Genomic DNA, 19,578 nt, shown 5'->3' on the forward strand with positions numbered 1-19,578 from the left:
TCCAGTCCTCTCTGGTGCGGGCGGATCAGCTCAGGCGCTCGACGATGGTGGCGATGCCGATGCCGCCGACCGCGCAGAGCGTGACCATACCGTAGCGTTTGCCGGTGCCCTCGAGTTCGTCGATGACGGTGCCGAGCAGCATGCCGCCGGTCGCGCCCAGCGGGTGACCCATGGCGATGGCGCCACCGTTGACGTTGATCTTGTCCACGTCGATGTCGAACTGCTGCGCAAAGGTCAGCACCACGGCCGCGAACGCCTCGTTGACCTCGATCAGATCGATGTCGTCGATGCTCAGTCCGGCCTTGTCCAGCGCCTTGCGGCAGGCCGGGTAGGGGCCGGTGAATCCGATCGACGTGTCGGATCCGGTGACCGCGGTGGCCACGATCCGCGCGCGCGGGGTGAGTCCGAATTCCGCACCGACACGGGCGTTTCCGATGGCGAGCAGCGACGCGCCGTCCACGATGCCCGAGGAATTGCCCGCCGTGTGCACGTGCTCGATGCGCTCGAGCTCGTGATAGCGCTGCAGCGCGACGGCGTCGAAGCCGCCGTGCTCACCGATCGCCGCGAACGACGGCCGCAACGCGCCCAGCGACTCCACGGTGGCGTCCGGGCGAACCAGTTCGTCGTGGTCGAGCACGACGACACCGTTGAGGTCCGCGACGGGCACCACGGAATCCTTGAAACGGCCTTCGGCCCACGCTCGGGCGGCGTTCTGGTGCGAGCGCGCGGCGAAGGCGTCGAGATCGGTGCGGTCGAATCCGTATTTGGCGGCCAGCAGATCCGAGGCCGGTCCCTGCGGAATGATCGGGGTGCGCTGGTAGGCATTGGGATCCGAGGCGACGACCATGCCGCCGTCGGAGCCCATCGGCACCCGGGACATGGATTCGACGCCACCGGCGAAGATGAGGTCTTCCCAGCCCGAGGCGATCTTCTGGGCGGCGGTGTTCACCGCTTCGAGTCCCGAAGCGCAGTAGCGGTTGAGCTGCACGCCCACCGCGGTCTCGCCCAATCCCGCACGCAGTACCGCCATTTCGGCGATGCCGAAGCCCTGCTCACCGACCGCGCTGACACAGCCCAGGATCACGTCGTCGATCCGGTTCGCGTCGATGCCCTCGTTGCGCCGCAGCAGTTCCCGGATCAGGCCGGTGGCGAGCTCGACCGGCGCGATCGTGTACAGCCCACCGGTCGGCTTGCCCAGCCCTCGTGGGGTGCGAATCGCGTCGTACACGAATGCTTCTGTCGTCATTGCTCTCTTTCTTCCGTTCTGTCGCTTCGACGCGACGGTTCATTCGATTGGAAATGCCTGAGCGGCAGCATGTTCAGGTCCGGTCGCGCGTGTAGAGCCCATCGATCTCGCTCGCGTATTTCTCGGCGATGACGGCGCGGCGCAGCTTCATCGTGGGAGTGATCTCGTCGCTGCCGGGTGCCCAGAAGACCGGCAGCACGGTGTAGGCCTTCACCTGCTCGACCCGTGACAGTCGCGCGTTGGCGACGGCTACGGCCTCGTCGAGCCGGCGTCGAATGGCCGGATCGGCCGCCAGCACCTGCGGCGACCCCTCGACGCCGTGCGCGGCGGCGAATACAGCCGCCGCCTCGGGCTCGAGGGTGATCAGCGCGGTCACATATTTGCGCCGATCGCCGATGGCCGCCACGGAACCGACCAGCGGGCTCGCCGCACGGATCGCGCTCTCGATATTGGTGGGCGACATGTTCTTGCCCGCGGAATTGATGATCAATTCCTTCTTGCGATCGACGATGGTGACGTAACCGTCGGCATCGATGACCCCGACATCGCCGGTGTACACCCAGCCGTCGGCGTCGACGGCCTCGGCAGTGCGGACCGGGTCGTTGCGGTACCTCTTCATCACCCCCGGAGTGCGGACCACCAATTCACCGTCCTCGAGACGGCGAATTTCTACCCGGTTCAGCACCGTGCCGACGGTGCCCACCCGCTGCGCACCCGGACGATTGGACGTCGCCAGGCCGATCTCGGACATACCCCATGCCTCGGCTACCGGAATCCCCAGCGCCAGCAGGAATTCCAGGGTCTCCGGGGTGATCGGCGCGGCACCGGTATAGGCAATACTCGTCTGGTCCAAACCGATTCGTTCCCGCAGCCGCGCCAGCACCAGGCGCTCGGCCAGCAGATACCGCAGCCGCAGCCCCACGGAGATCGATCGGCCCGCGAGATCCGCGGCGACCTTGCGCCGGCCGACCTCGAGCGCCCACGCGGCCACCGCACCGCGCCGGCCGGTCTGCTCGGCGAGCGCGGTACGCACCGCCGCCTCGATCTTGTACCAGAGCATCGGCACGGTGATGAACACCGTCGGCCGCACCACCGGCAGAGCGGCCCCGAGGTTCTTGCCATCGGCCACCGTGTACACCGCCGCACCGGTGACGGCGGGCATGTAGTGGGCGAGCCACCGGTTGATGGCGTGCGCATCGGGAAGATAGGACACCACCCGCCCACCGCAACCCGCCGCGAACTCCGGGATCCCCAGCATCGCTTCCGTGCCGAACATGGCGTTGCCATGCGACATCTCCACGCCCTTCGGCGCCCCGGTGGTGCCGGAGGTGTAGATGATGGTGATCGGGTCATCGGCGTCAACCGCACGCCAATGGGACTCGAAATCGAACTCGGAATCGCCCAGGGCTTCGAGTTCGGCGAGCGTCATGGCGCCCGCCGGGGCGTCATCGAGGCAGATCACGTGCTCGACCCGGCCACCCTCCTTGGCTTCGAGCACACGTGCCAGGAACTGTGCCTCGCACACGACGACGCGATTGCCCGCATTGGCGAAGAGGTAGGCGATCTGCGCCGGGGCGTTGGTGTTGTAGACCGAGAAGGGGATCGCGCCCAGGTGGTACGCGGCAGTATCGATCAGATGGAACTCGGGGCGGTTGGTGAGCATGATCGCGACCGTGTCACCGCGTCCGACACCGAGGGCCGCCAGCCCCGCAGCGAGCCGGCGCACTCGAGCACCGTATTCACCCCACGTCAACGCGGTCTTGCCGTCGAGTGTGCGCAGCGCGAGATCTCCGGCTCGAGTCGCGCAGGTGTGCTGGAACAGCTCGCACAGCGACTTCGCCTGCGACAGCCGCGAAAGGGTGTCTGTAGTGCTCATGACGGTCAGTGTGCTGTCATGCGCGAATGAGACGCTTGTACCGTGGATCACAAAGCGACCGGCCGCGGTTGTGCCGCCGCCGCAGTCTGTAATGTGCCACGGCTGCCATCTGTACATCGACGTACGCCGGGAGAAACTGATATGCGTCAACCCCGTGACCTCGTTGGGGAGGCCAGAGCCTGGTTCGAATCCTTCGCCAACCGTGAGGTGGCCGAGCCGGAGTTGAGCATCCTGTCCGGGCGAATGATCGACGCCATCGCCGCCGACGTGCCCGAGATCGGATCCGACGCCGCGCTCCGGCAGGAACTTCGGGTCGCGGTGCACGACGGCGTCGGCGCGTACTTCAGCCAGGGGCCGCACGAACGTCCCGGCGATATCCACCTGCCCAACGCCGCCAAGGCGCTGGGCCGCGCACTGGCCCAGCGCAGCTACGACATCGCACTGCTGCAACGCTGCTACCGGACCCTGCAACGCATCAGCTGGGCCGAGATCATGACCTCCGCCTGCCGTGAGATCACCGATCCGGAGTTGCTGCCGGTGGTGCTGGATCTACAGTGGGATCACTTGAGCCGCACCATATCCGGTGCTACCGAGCGCGCTGAAATGGCCTTTCTGGACGAGACGCGGCGGCAAGCGAGCAGCGCGCTGACCCGCAGGCGCGAACTCGTCGAGGCAATCCTCCACGAGGACAGGGTCGATATCGAGCGCAGCACACGGCAACTCGGGCACAACCTCTACATCCAGCAGACCGGCCTGATCATCTGGACTCTGGACCGCACCGAGGACGACGTCACCGCGATGCTGGAGACACTGGCCGTCGACATCGCGACCGGCCTCGGCGCTCCACGTCCGCTGATGCTGCCCGCCGGCGGCCGGATGCTCTGGGCCTGGCTGGCCACGCCGGAAGTGCCCGACCTCCGGAAGATTGCTCACCTGAAGGCATTTGAGCAGCGTCAACCTATCGTTCAGTTGGCCGCCGGGGTCCCCGCGACCGGAGTGGAAGGATTCCGCGTCAGCCACCAGGAGGCCCTGCGGGCCTACCGGATCGCCGCGGAGACCGAGCCCGCGCCGGTGACCCTGTACCGCGATGTCGAACTCGTCAGCTGCCTGGCCGCCGACATCGCCGCGCTGTCGCGGTTCGTGCGCCGCGAACTGGGCGGCCTCGCAGCGCGGGGCGAGGCCACCGCACGGCTGCGCGATACCGCCCTGGTCTACCTCGAACAAGGCAGCATGGCCAAGGCCGCCGAATCACTGAGCGTGCACAAGAACACGGTGCTCTACCGGATGCAGCAGGTCGAGGAATTACTGCCGCAGCCGCTCGACGAACACAAGATGCCCTTGGAGGTCGCTCTCCGGGTAGTGGCCACCCTCGGTGAACGGGTGCTCCCGGAGTGAAGCACCGGCACCCTGCCCGCCGCGGCGTCGCAGAGGCTCCCGGCCGAAGAGGAATTTCCGATCTCCGGGCCGCCGCGATCCCAACGGACCGAAGCAGGAATTCGTCCTCGGGCGCGGAGGGCGACGCGCTGAAATCAGGCGCTCCACCCCGCCCAGGACGCGGCAGGCACTCGTCACGGAACCAGATACCGAGGCCGGCCATCGTGACAGATTGCCCGAATCAGCCTATCGGTCATCATGATTCGGGATGCCAGGCCCGCGTAGAACTAGCGCGAGTGGTGGTTCCATGGGATGTGATCGCTAACCGCCGACGTGAGCCGAATCGGCAGAAAGGCCCGGCGGAAGCCGGGCCTTTCTGGTCGAACTCTGGTGCGCGATACTGGGATTGAACCAGTGACCTCTTCCGTGTCAGGGAAGCGCTCTCCCGCTGAGCTAATCGCGCCGACAAAATCCCCCGTGGAGCGGATGACGGGATTCGAACCCGCGACCCTCACCTTGGCAAGGTGATGCGCTACCAGCTGCGCTACATCCGCGTGCTCACCCGGCCTTGTGGGCCGATCGGCTTGCGGGACAGAACATTAGCCTATGGGTGGGTGGTTAATGCAAATCGCCAGGAAAATGGGGGATTTCGGGCGTGGCGGCGATGGTCAGTCGGTGGCGGGCCGGGGTGCGGGGGCGGGGGTGGCCTGGGCGCGGGAAAGGCGCACCGCCGCAACGCACATGACGACGACCGCCGCGGCGACGAAGGCGGTGCCGACGGGGCCGGAGCGCAGCCGCTCGCCGAGGACCGTCATGCCGAGGAAGGCCGCGCCCAGCGGTTCGGCCACGGTGAAGGCCGGCAGCGAGGCCGATAGTGGGCCTACCTGGTAGCCGCGCTGTTGCACGTACAGGCCGAGCATGCCGCACGCGGCCAGGACGTAGAGCTCCCAACTGGTCAGTGCGGTGCCGATGCCGACCCGGAACAGCTGGGTGACATTCTCCGTGAGAGCGGCGGAGATGCCGAACAGCAGACCCGCGGCCGTGCCCAGCAGCAAGGCTTGCAGGGTCGGCACCCGCACCGTGGTTGCCACTGCGATGCCGGCGACGATCGCACCCAGCGTCAACCCCAGCGGCAGCATCCATTGATGCCAGGGCGCGTCGGTCACCCCTTGGGTCGGGTCCCCGATCACCAGGAAGCAGGCCAGCGCGATCGACAGCGCCGCCGCCTGCATCCACATCTCCACCGTCACCCGGCGGCCGCTGTAGTGCGCGGCCAGCGGCAGCGCGAACACCAGTGCCGTCACCAGGATCGGCTGGACCACCAGCACCGAGCCCAGCGCCAGCGCCGCCACCTGGAACGCGAAACCGCCCGCGTCCCCGATCAGACCCGCCAACCATCGCGGATTCCGAATCAACTTGGCGACCAGTGCTTCCCCTTCGGGCACATCCGCCGCGGCCCGCTGCTGCGCCACCGCCGACACCGCGAACAAGATCGCACCGATGAACGCACAGATCACCGCTGCCACAGGTAGGTTTCCCACCCGGTCAGTCTGCCCGACCACCCTATGCCGGTCGGTCGCCAGGGGCCCGCTACCAGCGGAATGCGAGGCGGTCGACAGCAAGGGGCGGCCGTCAGCGGTCGATTTCCTCGGCCCAGGCTTGCAGGCCGGCCAGGAAGCCCCGGCGTTCCTCGGCGCCGAGCCGGGACATGGCGCGCAGCAGGGCGTCGGAGCGCCGGTTGATGAAGGTGGCCACATCGTCGCGGCGGTCGTCGGGGAGCGACAGCAGGGTCCGGCGATTGTCGTCCGGGTCGTTGTGGCGTTGCAGCCAGCCGGCCCGATTCAGTTCTCCCGCAAGCTGACTCGCGTTGGTGAGGCTGATGCCGAGGCGACGGGCCAGCTCGCTCACGCTGATGCTGCCCGCGGCCAGCACCTGGGCCAGGACGGCGCCGTGGCGATTGCCCAGCCCGTCCGCCTCGAAGGACGTGCGCAGGGTCGAGGGCATATCGCCGTGGGCGCGGCGGAAATGCGTGGCGATGAGCGGCGCCAGCGCCTCGAGCCGCCGCTGCTCCTCGGCGCTCACCGGTGCGCCCGCGGTGTGCGCCGGTCGCGGTGAACGAGGCACGAACCCTCCGATCGATGTCGAACCGCTGTCTTGACAGAGTCAGGATACAGGTTCAAAAATCAGAACTGTTCAGAAAGATGAACTATCTGTGCACCACTGACCTCTCGAAAGGCTCGCCCATGCGCACCCGCCTGCTCACCGCAGCCGCTCTGCTCACCACCGGATACCTGTGCGGCGCATTCGGTTACGGCTTGATCAATGTCGCCCAGGCATTCAAGACCGTCCCCCTGGACGTCCGCTTCACCTTCCATACCGCCCTCATGAAGGTCAACGGTCCCGTCATGCAATCGGCCATGGCGCTGGCCGCGCTGACCTCACTGCTGCTGGCCGTCTACAGCGGCGGTCTCGTGCGCCGTTTGGCCGCCACGTCGTTCGGCCTCGAGGTGACGAGCTTCGTCATCACACGATTCGGCAACGTCCCCATCAACGGCAAGATCAAGCAGTGGGCGGTGGGCCCGGTCCCCGCCGACTATGCCCAGCTGCTGCATCGCTGGGAGCTGTTCCACATCGCCCGCACCACGACGGCACTGCTGGCCTTCGTGCTCATAGTCACCGTGGCCGTCTTCGTCCAGTCCGCACCGTCGCGTCAGGCGGTTCTGGTGGCCCCCAACTGAATTCGGGCGGTCGGGGCGGCGCCGTGATAGAAGTACCGTCCCAGTCCGACCGAGAACACCAGCATCCCGTACAGCGCGTGCTCGACCGAGGCGGTGAACAGCGACTGCGTCCGCATGTACCGCGCGGCGAACAACCAACCGCCGACGCTGCTCGCCGCCACCGAGAACCAGCTTCCGAACACGATGTGCACGTAGCCGAAGGCCGCGGCGCTGGCCGCCACCATCGCCCGCCCGTCACCGAACACCGGCTGGTAGCGGTGGAACAGGAACGACCGGAAGATCAACTCTTGCGGATACACGCTCAGGGCGGGATACAGCACCATCACCGCCAGCCAGATCAGCGGATTCCGCCGCGGCAGATCGAACAGATCCTCCCGGCGCAGCGCCGCGGTCACGGCGGTCAGCGCCACCGCGTTCGCTCCGGCGGTCACCGCCATCGACCGCGCCTGCTCGGGGAATGCCTCCGCCCGCCACAGCGACCCTCGATCGAATCCCTTCGACCGCCGCAGATACACCGTCACCCCGGTCCCCAGTACCAGCAGCGCCGGAATCGGCGGCTTCCCCCGCAGTACCGCGTTGTAGAGGGTCGTCCCGCCGAAGAACAACGCCGCGTACTCGGCAGCCAGATAAACCCGCCGCCACCGCCGAATTCTCATGGGCTCCACCATAATTTCCCGCACGTCACCGCGCTGATCGGAACGGATTCTCCCGATTCCCACTTCGCTGACGTCATGTCTAGTTAGTCTGTGCAGTGTTAGCGAATCTGGATTGCTAGGACCTCTCGTGAGCTACTCACTCATCATCGGCAGCGGCACGATCGTCGACGGGACCGGAGCGGAACCGTATCCGGCCGACATCGCGGTGGAGAACGGACGGATCGCGGTGATCGCCGCGCCCGGGGCGCTCGCGAACGCGGTGGCGCAGAACCGGATCGACGCGACGGGGCTGCTGGTCACCCCGGGCTTCGTGGACATCCACACGCATTACGACGGGCAGATCACCTGGGACCCGCAGCTCACGCCCAGCTGCTGGCACGGCGTGACGACCGTGGTGATGGGGAACTGCGGAGTCGGGTTCGCCCCGGTCACGCCCGAGAAGCGGGAGTGGCTGATCGGGCTGATGGAGGGTGTCGAGGATATTCCGGGCGCGGCGCTGTCGACCGGAATCCGCTGGGACTGGCAGTCTTTCCCGCAATTCCTCGACGCACTGGACCGGCTGCCGCTGGCCATCGACGTCGGCACACAGGTGCCGCACGGCGCGGTGCGCGCATACGTGATGGGGGAGCGGGGCGCGAAGAACGACCCCGCCTCGCCCGAGGACATCGCCATGATGGCCAAACTGGTGCGCGAGGGCATCGAGGCCGGGGCACTGGGCTTTTCGACCTCACGCACGATCGTGCACCGCGCCATCGACGGTGAACCCGTGCCCGGCACCTTCGCCGCCGAGGAGGAACTGTTCGGCATCGGCCAGGCGCTGGCCGACGCGGGCGCGGGCGTGTTCGAACTCGCCCCCGCCGGCATCATGGGCGAAGATCTCGCCGCCCCCGATCGCGAACTGGCCTGGATGCTGCGCCTCGCCGAACAGACCGGCCGCACGGTGAGTTTCGGCCTCCTGCAACACGACGGCGCACCCGACGACTGGAAACGCCTGCTGGACGCGGCCGCCGCCGCCTTCGACTCCGGAATCCCGGTGCGCCCACAGGTTTCCGCACGGCCACTGGGCCTGCTGATCGGCCTGCAGACCTTCAACCCGTTCTCGTTCCGGCCCTCCTACCAGGCCGCGGTCGAACGCGCGGGCCAGAACCTGGACGCCCTCGTCGCCGAACTCCGCGATCCCGCGCTGCGCGAGACGATCCTGACCGAGGCCGATCTCCCCGACAATCCGATGGCCTTCATCAGCATGGGACTCGACCGCACATTCACCCTCGGCGACCCGCCCGACTACGAACCGGACCCGGAAACCAGCCTGGCCGGCGACGCCACCCGCGCGGGTCTCGAACCGTTCCACTACATCTACGACCAGCTGCTCTCCCGCGACGGCCGGGCACTGTTCTACCGCCCGCTGCTCAACTACTCCCGCTTCACACAGGATCCGATCCGCGAGATGCTCCTGCATCCGGCCACCGCGGTGGGTCTCGGCGACGGCGGCGCGCACGTCGGCGCGATCTGCGACGCCTCCAACACCACCTACCTGCTCACCCACTGGGCGCGCGATCGTGCGCGGGGCGAACGCATTCCGCTGCCCCTGGCGATCCGGAAGATGACCTACGACACCGCCCAGATGTACGGGCTGGACGACCGCGGCGTCATCGCCGTCGGTAAGAAGGCCGACCTCAATGTGATCGACTTCGAGGCGCTGCGCCTACTGCCGCCCGCCATGGCCTACGACCTGCCCGGTGGTGCTCGCCGATTGCTACAGCGCGCCGAAGGCTACCGCGCGACGATCGTCTCCGGCGAGGTCGTGCTCCGCGACGGCGAGGACACCGGCGCCCGGCCCGGCGCCCTCATCCGCTCCCAGCGTTCACACTGATTGCCGGACGTGACCGCCGTGTTCACCGTTCGACAACGGGTGAACGCCCTACATCGAGCCCCAGGACTGCCCTTTCGGGTGAAGTGACGTCGGCCGGGGCGGATCAGCTCAGCTGGACCACGGCGGTGGCGCGGCCGAATACCTTGCGGCCCTCGTGCATTGCGGTGATCGCGACCGCGGCGGTGCCGGCCACCGGATCGATCGCCTTGACCTTGCCGGTGAATTCGATCGCGGTCGGCCCCTCGCTGCCCACGTAGACGGGATTGCTCATGCGCACACTCAGCCGCTTCATCGCGCCCGGATCACCCAGCCAGGACGTGACGAAGGCTCCGGCATAGGCCATGGTGAGCATGCCGTGCGCGACCACGCCACGCTCCAGACCCACCATGCGGGCGGCGTCGGGGTGCCAATGGATCGGATTCGCGTCGCCCGCCACCCCCGCGTAGCGGACCAGATCGCCGAGGGTGAGAAAGACTGTGCGACTGGGCAACTCATCGCATTCGCGGAGCGAGCCGACCGCCCGCGAGTGGGTGCTCCGGTACGTGGCCGGCGTGGGGATCCAGTCGACGAGCTCGACCCGTTCGGGCGAATGCCGCACGAACGGGTCCAGGCCGCGGTGCACCAGCGCCCCGATCCGCTGTGCCACCTCCGCGGTCTGTGCCGACCGTTCCGACCGCGAGATCATGCTGGTCGTCCCCGTGACCACCGCCTCGCCCCACTGATCGGTGACGACATTCTCGAACACCAGCATGTCCCCGCCGAACGCCTGCCGGAACGACTGCAGCACCACATTGCTGGTCAATCGATCCCCGACCAGAACCGGCCGATGGAACTCCAGCACCTGATCCGTGTGCACCGAAGCCCGCAGGTCATAACCCATCAGCAGCTTGCTCACCCCGTGCAGCACCGGGCCGCCCAGCAGCGCCACGAATGTCGGCGAAGCCGGCAATGCCGAATACCCCAGCGCGGCCGCGACCTCGTCATCCCAGTGCGCCGCATGCTCGTCCTGAACCGCTGCCGCGAACTCCAGCACCTTCTCGCGCCCGACCTCGTAATACCCGTCCAGCCGGAAGCGCCGCCCCGCCATCTCCCGCGCGTGTTCGATCGCATCGAACCCGTCTCGGGTATCCACGCCGACCCCGGCCTCCATTACCCCACCTCCTGCACGAACCGAAGCGAACGATCTCGAGTCATCGATGTAGGGCAACAGCCGTGTGGTCCAGCGAACCCCGGGTCGATCGAACGTGGGTCGAGCGAAACCTGTAACGGCGTGACAAGGCAGAGTAACCAACGCGAGCCCATTTCTGTCGCAGCGACCCCGAAGCGGACAAAGACCCCCGAGTGAGCAGACAGCTCGGCGACGGTGGTGAGGACCACCGGATCGGCGTGATCGAATAGGGCCATGCTGTTCCGCCAGCTCGAGTATTTCGTCGCGCTCGCGCGGGAGCGTCATTTCGCGCGGGCCGCGGCCGCCTGCTACGTGTCGCAACCGGCGCTGTCGGAGGCGATACGCAAACTGGAGAACGAATTGAAGGTGCCGCTCGTGAAGCGCGGCCGCACCTTCGAGGGGCTGACTCCCGAGGGGGAGCGGCTGGTGCTGTGGGCGCGCCGCATCCTGGCCGACCACGATGCGCTCAAACAAGAGGTCACCGCGCTGCGGACCGGTCTGTCCGGCGAGCTGCGGCTGGGTGTCATCCCCGCCTCCGCCGCGACCATCGCGCTGCTCACCGACCCGTTCTGCGCCGCGCATCCGCTGGTCCGGGTCCACGTAGAGACCAGCCTGGCCTCCGCGGACATCGTCGATCGGTTGCGCCGGTTCGAACTCGACGCGGGCGTCATCTACCCCGACGGGCAGGACACCTCCGGACTGACCGTCACGCCCCTGTACCGCGAAGAGCAGGTGCTGCTCGTCGGCGCCGACCTGGTCGCCGAGCGGACGAGCCCCCTCGACTGGATCGACATCGTGGAATTGCCGCTGTGCCTGCTGAATCCCGGAATGCGAGGCCGCCAGCTGGTCGATTCCGCTCTTGCCACCCGGAATCTGGTCGCGCACCCGCGTCTCGAAACCGACTCGGTCGCAACCCTTTTCGCGCATGTCGTCACCGGTCGCTGGGCCACGGTCATCCCTTCGACGTGGCTGCGCACCACGCCGCCACCCGCCGGAGCCCGGGTCGTGCCCCTGCGAGACCCTGCCGTCGGCTCGATGATCGCGCTGGTCATCCAGTCGGACGAACCGGTCCCTACGCTGGCCCGGGCCCTGATCGAAACCGCCCGCGCCGCGCGCCCCGGTGTCGTCGAGCACGAGCACACAGATCGCCCACCCACCCAGCGTGGTCCAGAAGCGAGTTGATCTTCGGGGAGTGCGGTGGTCCCGAAGTGCGCTGATTGCCGGGCTTGCACCGCCGTGTCGAGATGCGGTGGTCGCCGGGCCGGGTCGACCGGCGTTGATCGGCGTTGTTTATCGACGAATAAGAATTGCCGTTTGAACTGGGCATTCATAATCGACGACAATGGGTTGGCGGACGAATACCCGCGGATCTGTGTCCCCTCCGTTGTCGGATCGTGAGCGTCGGTCCGCTCGTCCGTCACCACCTCGCGCGAACTCCGGCTCACACCGTCGGTGGGCGTGCCGTATCTCTATGCCCGGTGGCGCCACTGCCACCGGCAGGCGATGCGGAGCTGCTCGTACGACGATCGGAGACCGGCTGTGCACCCGATACGCGGACTGACGCGCGAACTGCTGGTGGTCGGTCCCCGCGGCGACGACCACCACCATGCGGTGCGTGTCGCGGCCGGGCTGGCGATCCCGGGCATGGTGCTGGTGCTGGCGGGCCGGACGGATCTGCTGGTGTTCGCGGTATTCGGCTCCTTCGTCGGCATGTGCGGGCGTGGCCGCAGCCGCTGGTCACGGCTGCGGCACCAGTTGCTCGCGGCCGCGTTGATCGGTGCGGGCGCGGCGATCGGCGTCCTGCTGGCGGCGATCCATGCCCGTCCGGTGCTCCTGGTCGCCGTCGAGACCGGATTCGCCGCTGCCGGTTCGTTGTTCGCCGACCGTGCCGGACTGCGGCCCGGCGGCCCCTTCTTCGGGTTGTTCGCGCTCGGCGCGCTGGCGTCGGTTCCCGCGTGTGCGGCCGCACCATTGCCGGGACTGTCGCTGTTCGCCGTCACCGCGCTGCTCTGCGTCCTGCTCGGGACGCTGCACGCCGACACGGTCGCGCCGACCACAGAAGCCCGGGCGTTCGAGCTGGGGGAGTCGGCGCGCCACGCCGGCCGCTATGTCCTCGCGGTCGCGCTCGCCGGTGCGGTCGGGGTGGGGTGGGGTGTGGCCCATGCCAATTGGGCGATGGCCGCGGCGGCGGTACCCCTGGCGGCCCAGGGTGCGCGCGGCCACGTCCTGCGCGGGATACACCGCGTACTGGGGACTTTCGTCGGCCTCGCCGCCACCGCGGTCCTGCTGTTGCCGCATCTGCCCGCGGCGCTGCTCGGCGTGCTGGTCTTGCTGCTGCTGTTTCCCACCGAACTGTTCATGGCCCGCAATTACGCTCTCGCACTGGGCTTCTTCACCCCGCTGATCATGGTGATGACCGACCTCGCCGCGCCCGCCGACCCGGTTCGGCTGCTGCTCGACCGCGGCACGGACACCATCCTCGGGGTGGGCGTCGGTATCTGCGTAGCCATCGCCACCCGGCCGCGGACGACTCCCGGGCCGTCGCAGCCCGAACCGGCCGAGGATCGGGGCCGCGTCGCGCCGGGGCCGGAACCTCGCCCGTGAGCCGAGCGTCGAAAGCTCTGTATTCGCGACGCCGGTCAGCGACCCGAGGCCTCGACCCGGACATTGACGTTCTTCATGATCGGCTGGTCGCTCTGGGTGCTGTAGTCGCCGATCGCGCACAGCACATTCATCTCCGGCATGTACCCGGCCGCGCAACCCCGCGGAATGTCATAGGGAATGACCTTGTAGCCGCTCAGCTTCCGCGTGCTGCCGTCCCGGGCGATGCTGGTGATGTCGACCTCGTCGAACTCCCTGAGCCCACGCTCGCGCATATCGTCGGTGTTCATGAAGATCAGGGTGCGCAGATTCTTGATGCCCCGGTAGCGATCGTTGTCCGAATAGATGGTGGTGTTCCACTGGTCGTGTGAGCGCACGGTCGCCAGCGTCAGCACATCCGCGTTCTGTGCAAGTTGCGGCAGCGGGGCCGCGGAGAACTCCGCGCGCCCCGACGGCGTGCGGAAGACGAGTTCGCGTGCGGGCTGGCGGATCCGGAACCCGAGCGGCAACCGCACTCGGCGGTTGAAGTCCTCGAATCCGTCCAGCACGGCGGCCATGGTGTCGCGGATGCGGTCATAGTCGCCGACGTAGTCCTGCCAGGGGGTGTGGCTGTCGGGTAGCGCGGCGCGCGCGATACCGGCGATGATCGCCGGCTCGGAGAGCAGATGCGGGGACGCAGGCTTCTTCATGCCGGTCGAGAGGTGCACCATGCTCATCGAGTCCTCCACCGAGGCGGACTGGATCCCGTTGCGCTGCATGTCCTTCTCGGTGCGGCCCAGGCAGGGGAGGATGAGCGCACGCCGTCCGTGCACCAGATGGCTGCGATTGAGTTTGGTGCTGACGTGGACCGTCAACTCGCAGTTGCGCAATGCCTCGAAGGTGTACGCGGTGTCCGGCGCGGCGAGCGCGAAGTTCCCGCCCATCCCGATGAACACCTTCACCTGCCCGGCCGTCATCGCCTCGATGGTGGCGACCGTGTCCAGGCCGTGCGCGCGCGGCGGCTCGATGCCACACACCTGGCCGAGCCGGTCCAGGAACGCCTCGGTGGGCCGATGGTCGATGCCGCAGGTGCGATTGCCCTGCACATTGCTGTGCCCGCGCACCGGTGACGGACCCGCGCCCTCACGGCCCAGATTGCCGCGGAGCAGCAGCAGGTTCACGATCTCGCGCACCGTGTCGACGCCGTGCTCGTGCTGCGTGACTCCCAGACACCAGCTGACGATGGTGCGGTCGGCGGCACGGTAGATGTCCACCGCCGCGCGGATTCGCGCTTCGCTGACTCCGGACAGCTGTTCGATCTCGGCCCACGAGGTGGCCTCGCAGACCGCGCGATAGGCGTCGAACCCGCTGGTGTAGCGGTCGATGAATTCGTGGTCCAGCGCCTTCGGATCCGACTTCGATTGCTCCAGAACGGCTTTGGCCATACCCCGGAGCAGGGCCATATCGCCGCCGATGCGGGGCTGCAGGTTCAGGTTGCTGGTCGGCGTCGCCCGGAAGGTTGCCATCGCGAGGAATTCGTGGGGGATGATCGCCTTGCGCGCCGCGGCCTCGACCAGCGGATTGATGTGCACGATCCGCGCGCCCCGCTTGTGGGCCTCGACCAGTGCCGTCAGCATGCGCGGCGCGTTCGACGCCGCGTTGACCCCCAGGATGAACAGCGCGTCCGCCTCTTCCCAATCCTTCAGATCGACTGTGCCCTTGCCGGTTCCGAGCGAGGCCTGCAACGCGCGACCACTGGCTTCGTGGCACATGTTCGAGCAGTCCGGCAGATTGTTGGTGCCGAGCTCCCGCGCGAGCAGCTGATACAGGAAGGTGGCCTCGTTGCCGAGCCGGCCGGACGTGTAGAACGCCGCCCGATTCGGGTCGTCCAGCTCACGCAGCGCGCGTCCGGCCATCTCGAACGCGTCCGCCCAGGAGATGGGGACGTAGCGGTCGGTATCGGGGTCGTAGCTCATCGGTTCCGTCAACCGGCCCTGATTCTCCAGGTCGAACTCGCTCCACCCCGACAGCTCCGTGACGGTATGGGCCGCAAAGAATTCGCGCCCGACGCGCTTGTGGGTCATCTCCCAGGTGACATGCTTGATGCCGTTCTCGCAGATGTCGAGATGCAGGCCCTTCATGTCGTCGGGCCATGCGCACCCGGGACAGTCGAAGCCGCCGTTCTCGTGGTTCATCTTCAGGATCGCGCGGGGCCCGATGATGGGCTCGCCCTCGCGGGCCAGGAGACCGGTCACGCTCTTGGCGGCACCCCAGCCGGCCGCGGGGTGATGGTAGGGGTGGAAAACGGGTTCGTGCTCTTCGCTCTCGCCGACGCTCTCGGGTGAAACCGTGGCCATCACGTATCCCTTCGACGATCCGATGATCCGACCGGGCCGGGCCCGAAACTGTCCTCATCCTCGCCACTGCTCGCCGATGACGTCCAAGACGCATCAACAAACAAACGATAGATCTCGCCGATCACCGCGCGCGGGCGCCCCGCCGATTCTGCCCGGGACAGCAGAAAGGCCCGGCGTGAGCCGGGCCTGATCTGTATGAAACATGGTGCGCGATACTGGGATTGAACCAGTGACCTCTTCCGTGTCAGGGAAGCGCTCTCCCGCTGAGCTAATCGCGCGGGTCTTTTGCTCTTCAAAAAGAAGAGGCGGCGACGGGAATCGAACCCGTGTGCACGGCTTTGCAGGCCGTTGCCTCACCACTCGGCCACACCGCCAAGCAGGCCGTGTTGGCCTCTCGAGCGGATGACGGGATTCGAACCCGCGACCCTCACCTTGGCAAGGTGATGCGCTACCAGCTGCGCTACATCCGCATTTCGTCCCGGGCGCCTTTCGGCTGTCCCGCTGACGAGAGAGAACATTAGCCGACGATCTGCGCAGGTAACAAATCGCCTGGTAGGAGGGGGTAAATCTGAACTACAGGCATGTAGTTCCGCCGGTCGTCCGGGGCGGGGAGGACCGGGTGGGCACGAATCGCGATCCATCCCACCGCGCCCGGGCGACGGGTCCGTGTCGCTTCGGCAACGCGCCGGTGAAGCCTCACCCATCACACCGCCCTCAGAAACCTCAGTTTTACGCTGTTGTGCACGCGATTTGGTGTGACAGCAACCGGGTGTGTAATCTTCATTCTCGTTCGAGCGGCATCGCAAACGCCGGTCCGGACAGTCGCCTTGGCGACAACCCGCGGTTCTATAGCTCAGCGGGAGAGCACTCGCCTCACACGCGAGGGGTCGCTGGTTCGATCCCAGCTAGAACCACCAGAAGAGGCCTATTCGAACCGGCGTTCGCCCGCCGGTTCGGGTAGGCCCCTTTCAGTATGTCGAGGGTTGCAGCCGCTCAGAATGCCGCGCGCTGGGGGCGCTGGCGCATCGCAGCGAGGCGGCGGGATCGAGAGCCGTCATGCCGCGGCCCCGGACACCGGCGTCTACTGAAAGTTCCTTTTGAACCAGTCGACCAATTCCTGTTCGGACTTGGGACGGTTGTAGGGAGAATCGGGCCGGTCGGATAGGAAGCCGATGACGGTATCAGCGCTCTGATCCACAGCGAGGAGCGACGGAAAGGGCTGCCCGGTTGATCGATCGGTGGCGCAGGCGAACCGGCCGACCGTCGTGCCCTTTCGAATCCACGATTGGTCGGGAACCGTCGCATCCCCGCACGCGTGGCCGTCGAGCAGGATCCTGAAGAAATCGAAAACCCGGCTCGCGGCCGCATGGTCGGGAGACTGCGAGAAGGCTGCGAACGGTACACCGGACTCGTTGCCGAAGCAGAAAGCGGCGGCGGTCACATTGTTGGAGGGGGGTTCGACGTGTCGGCAGTACCGTGGGTTGTAGGCGGCGGGGAGTTCGGCGAGCAGGGCGCGGTCGGCCGGAGTGTAGAAGTCAGGGTCCGCCGGAGTGGTCTTGAAAAGCGAATTCCCGTCTCCTTTGTCGCGCACCTGATAGGCCAATGCGGCGCTGCCGCCGGCCGACTCGTCGAAGAAGAAAACCGCTATGACGAAGGCCGCCTCGTTTGTCTGGATCAGCGCCGGTGTCGGTGGTGTCGTCGTCGCACGCGTGAAGCAGGCCATCCGCCCGACCTCCCTGCCGGCCTTCGTCGCGGGGCCGTCGGGGCCGGGTGGATCGCCCGGACAGCTGCTGGCGTGTAGATCGCGGCTGACGAGGCGGTAGGTCAGGTGTAGTGCATCGGCATTGGGAAAAAGATGGAAATCGCCACTGGCCGAACTGATTTCGGCAATCCCGTCGCATGCGAGATGGGCTTTGTCCCCGTAGGTCCCCGGGTTCTGGTGATGGCAAGTGTTGCGGCTGTACGCCGCGGGCAGGATTTTCAGCAGGGTGACATCGTCGTCGGTGAATTCGGCTCTCGCCGGCCCTGTCGTTGGTGATGCGGACTTGTGGAGCAGCGGCCAGGCGCCGACGGCCGCGGCGGCCAAGACCGCGACCGCGGCAGCGGCAGCGCCGATCCAGAGGCGGCGTGGCCGGCGCCTGCCCGCCGGCACGGCTCGGGCCTCGGGTGTGGAGGTCGCCACAGGTGTGGAACGCGCCGTAACCGTGGGCTCGCCGTCGACGGTGACGGTGGCACTGCCGTCTTCGGCGTCGCCGGGCGAGGATGCCAGTGCGGCGCGGGCGGCGGCGGCAAGTTCGCCGGCGCCGGTGTAGCGCTGATCGGCCGACTTCGCCATGCCGCGAGCAACGACAGCGTCGATCGCGACCGGTACTCCCGGTGCGCGGGTGCTCGGTCGGGGTGGAGGTTCGAATAGGTGTGCGTGCATGACAGCGGCGTCGCTGCCGTCGTTCGGGTAGGGGCGGGTGCCGGTCAGGCATTCGTGCAACACGCACGCCAGGGCATACACATCGACAGCCGCCGTGGTCGGGCCGGATTGGAAACGCTCGGGTGCCATGTAGTTGAACGACCCGATCGCCGAACCGGTCTTGGTCAGGCGCTCGTCGGTGTTCGTATTGGCCAGGCCGAAGTCGACCAGGTAGGCGAACCCGTCGTGGGTGAGCAGGATGTTGTCGGGCTTGACGTCGCGGTGGATCAGGCCTTCGTGGTGTGCGGCGTCGAGCGCGGCGGCGATCTGGCCGATCACCGCGATGGCTTGCTCGGGTGGCAGGGGGCCGGCGGTTCTCAGCACGGTGCCCAGGCTTTCGCCGCGCACCAGCCGCATGTCGATGTAGAGCAGCCCGTCGATCTCGCCGTAGTCATGGATAGGGATGACGTGCGGCTCCTGCAGCACTGCGGCGATGTGGGATTCGCGCCGGAATCGGGCCCGATAGACCGGGTCGTCGGCCAGTTGTTCGGGCAGCACTTTCAAGGCGACCACCCGGCCCTTGGTGGTATCGAGCGCCTCGAACACTCTGCCCATGCCGCCGGAACCGATCAACCGCCGCAGCCGATACTTCCCGAACGTCGCCCCGGGCGTCAGCGGTAGCCGTGGGCTACTCACGCCCGCCCCGTATGTAGTGCAGGTGACCTGCGCAGGTCGGTTGCTCCGGCACCGTGCCGGGCGCGTTCGGGCAGGTGCCCGGCTCCCAGGATGGTCCGATCGGATATCGCATCACCGCACCGACTTCCGGAATTCCCGCCGACGAGGGTTACCGACACGAAGCCCCGTAATCAAGCATGTCACGGTTCACTGCACCCGGCGACGCTTCGGACAACCTCCAGCAAACCCAAACGCGACATAGCCGTCACCGCCGAGATACGACTACCCCGAAAAGTTCATGCACGCGTGCTTCGACGCTGTCCGTGACGGCGCCGTGCGACCCGGGGCACCGGCACCGCGGGCCCGATCGTGACGTGTGCGAGCAACCCCGGTAGGTCGATGCCCAGATGCCGGGTGACCTCACCCAGCGCGTTGTCGAGTGCCGCCCGCATGGAACCCGGCTGGGGATGCAGCCGGACAATGGTGTCCGCGTGGCGGATTTCGACGTGGCAGACCTTGTCACCCTGGGCGCACCCGGCGACCGGCCGCGGTGCACCGATAACGACATGGGCCTCACCGCCGCGGCGGGTGACCCGGCCGCTGATGAACATCTGCACTCCTGTACTTCCCC

Annotated in this window: 14 protein-coding genes and 6 tRNA genes; 6 read left to right on the forward strand and 14 right to left on the reverse strand. The window is 67.3% G+C overall.

Annotated elements, in window-relative coordinates:
* Positions 1–25 precede the first annotated feature (25 nt).
* Positions 26–1,246: an acetyl-CoA C-acetyltransferase gene (locus ACWEKS_RS26915; RefSeq protein WP_452342638.1), complete on the reverse strand. Its 1,221-nt coding sequence runs from the start codon at positions 1,244–1,246 to the stop codon at positions 26–28.
* A 73-nt stretch (positions 1,247–1,319) separates the two neighbouring features.
* Positions 1,320–3,122 carry an AMP-dependent synthetase/ligase gene (locus ACWEKS_RS26920; RefSeq protein WP_452342639.1) on the reverse strand — a complete coding sequence of 601 codons (1,803 nt, stop codon included), beginning with the start codon at positions 3,120–3,122 and terminating at the stop codon, positions 1,320–1,322.
* Between the two features lie 141 nt (positions 3,123–3,263).
* Here ACWEKS_RS26920 and ACWEKS_RS26925 point away from each other — a divergent pair, with 141 nt between their 5' ends.
* Positions 3,264–4,517 (forward strand): PucR family transcriptional regulator, encoded by a 1,254-nt coding sequence (locus ACWEKS_RS26925; protein ID WP_452342640.1) that lies wholly within the window; start codon positions 3,264–3,266, stop codon positions 4,515–4,517.
* Positions 4,518–4,884: 367 nt separating this feature from the next.
* Here ACWEKS_RS26925 and ACWEKS_RS26930 read toward each other — a convergent pair.
* The 4 genes from ACWEKS_RS26930 to ACWEKS_RS26945 all read right to left on the reverse strand — a co-directional run bounded on the left by ACWEKS_RS26930 (position 4,885) and on the right by ACWEKS_RS26945 (position 6,620).
* Positions 4,885–4,959: transfer RNA gene (locus tag ACWEKS_RS26930), tRNA-Val, on the reverse strand.
* Positions 4,960–4,974: 15 nt separating this feature from the next.
* Positions 4,975–5,050 (reverse strand) — tRNA-Gly (locus ACWEKS_RS26935).
* A 114-nt stretch (positions 5,051–5,164) separates the two neighbouring features.
* Positions 5,165–6,037, reverse strand: coding sequence for a DMT family transporter (locus ACWEKS_RS26940; RefSeq protein ID WP_452342641.1), 873 nt, complete (start codon positions 6,035–6,037; stop codon positions 5,165–5,167).
* A 91-nt stretch (positions 6,038–6,128) separates the two neighbouring features.
* Positions 6,129–6,620 (reverse strand): MarR family winged helix-turn-helix transcriptional regulator, encoded by a 492-nt coding sequence (locus ACWEKS_RS26945; protein ID WP_452342642.1) that lies wholly within the window; start codon positions 6,618–6,620, stop codon positions 6,129–6,131.
* 119 nt (positions 6,621–6,739) lie between these two features.
* Between ACWEKS_RS26945 and ACWEKS_RS26950 the strand changes: the two genes are divergently transcribed.
* Entirely contained in the window at positions 6,740–7,234 is a 495-nt protein-coding gene (locus ACWEKS_RS26950) for a DUF1772 domain-containing protein (protein ID WP_452342643.1), read from the forward strand.
* Here the strand turns inward: ACWEKS_RS26950 and ACWEKS_RS26955 are convergent.
* Positions 7,207–7,890: a CPBP family intramembrane glutamic endopeptidase gene (locus tag ACWEKS_RS26955; protein WP_452342644.1), complete on the reverse strand. Its 684-nt coding sequence runs from the start codon at positions 7,888–7,890 to the stop codon at positions 7,207–7,209. The genes ACWEKS_RS26950 and ACWEKS_RS26955 overlap by 28 nt on opposite strands.
* A 127-nt stretch (positions 7,891–8,017) precedes the next feature.
* On the opposite strand from ACWEKS_RS26955, the gene ACWEKS_RS26960 reads away from it, so the two are divergent.
* Complete coding sequence (locus ACWEKS_RS26960) at positions 8,018–9,763, forward strand: N-acyl-D-amino-acid deacylase family protein (protein ID WP_452342645.1); 1,746 nt, start codon at positions 8,018–8,020, stop codon at positions 9,761–9,763.
* Positions 9,764–9,866: 103 nt separating this feature from the next.
* Here ACWEKS_RS26960 and ACWEKS_RS26965 read toward each other — a convergent pair whose 3' ends face one another.
* On the reverse strand, positions 9,867–10,913 hold the full coding sequence (locus tag ACWEKS_RS26965) for a fused (3R)-hydroxyacyl-ACP dehydratase subunits HadA/HadB (protein WP_452342646.1): 1,047 nt from the start codon (positions 10,911–10,913) through the stop codon (positions 9,867–9,869).
* Between the two features lie 252 nt (positions 10,914–11,165).
* Between ACWEKS_RS26965 and ACWEKS_RS26970 the strand changes: the two genes are divergently transcribed.
* Together ACWEKS_RS26970 and ACWEKS_RS26975 are read left to right on the forward strand one after the other, a co-directional pair.
* Positions 11,166–12,113, forward strand: coding sequence for a LysR family transcriptional regulator (locus ACWEKS_RS26970; RefSeq protein WP_452342647.1), 948 nt, complete (start codon positions 11,166–11,168; stop codon positions 12,111–12,113).
* Positions 12,114–12,470: 357 nt separating this feature from the next.
* Entirely contained in the window at positions 12,471–13,535 is a 1,065-nt protein-coding gene (locus tag ACWEKS_RS26975) for an FUSC family protein (RefSeq protein ID WP_452342648.1), read from the forward strand.
* A gap of 35 nt (positions 13,536–13,570) precedes the next feature.
* On the opposite strand, the gene ACWEKS_RS26980 is transcribed toward ACWEKS_RS26975, so the two are convergent.
* The 4 genes from ACWEKS_RS26980 to ACWEKS_RS26995 form a co-directional block, all read right to left on the reverse strand.
* Positions 13,571–15,868, reverse strand: coding sequence for an FdhF/YdeP family oxidoreductase (locus ACWEKS_RS26980; protein WP_452342649.1), 2,298 nt, complete (start codon positions 15,866–15,868; stop codon positions 13,571–13,573).
* A gap of 203 nt (positions 15,869–16,071) precedes the next feature.
* Positions 16,072–16,146: transfer RNA gene (locus ACWEKS_RS26985), tRNA-Val, on the reverse strand.
* A 25-nt stretch (positions 16,147–16,171) separates the two neighbouring features.
* A tRNA-Cys gene (locus ACWEKS_RS26990) sits at positions 16,172–16,242 on the reverse strand.
* Positions 16,243–16,265: 23 nt separating this feature from the next.
* Positions 16,266–16,338: transfer RNA gene (locus ACWEKS_RS26995), tRNA-Gly, on the reverse strand.
* 372 nt (positions 16,339–16,710) lie between these two features.
* Between ACWEKS_RS26995 and ACWEKS_RS27000 the strand changes: the two genes are divergently transcribed.
* Positions 16,711–16,785 (forward strand) — tRNA-Val (locus tag ACWEKS_RS27000).
* A 164-nt stretch (positions 16,786–16,949) separates the two neighbouring features.
* On the opposite strand, the gene ACWEKS_RS27005 is transcribed toward ACWEKS_RS27000, so the two are convergent.
* Both ACWEKS_RS27005 and ACWEKS_RS27010 read right to left on the reverse strand, forming a co-directional pair.
* Positions 16,950–18,968 carry a serine/threonine-protein kinase gene (locus tag ACWEKS_RS27005; RefSeq protein ID WP_452342650.1) on the reverse strand — a complete coding sequence of 673 codons (2,019 nt, stop codon included), beginning with the start codon at positions 18,966–18,968 and terminating at the stop codon, positions 16,950–16,952.
* Positions 18,969–19,243: 275 nt separating this feature from the next.
* On the reverse strand, positions 19,244–19,558 hold the full coding sequence (locus tag ACWEKS_RS27010; protein WP_452342651.1) for a hypothetical protein: 315 nt from the start codon (positions 19,556–19,558) through the stop codon (positions 19,244–19,246).
* Between the last annotated feature and the right edge of the window lie 20 nt (positions 19,559–19,578).

Source organism: Nocardia sp. NPDC004711 (assembly GCF_053601595.1).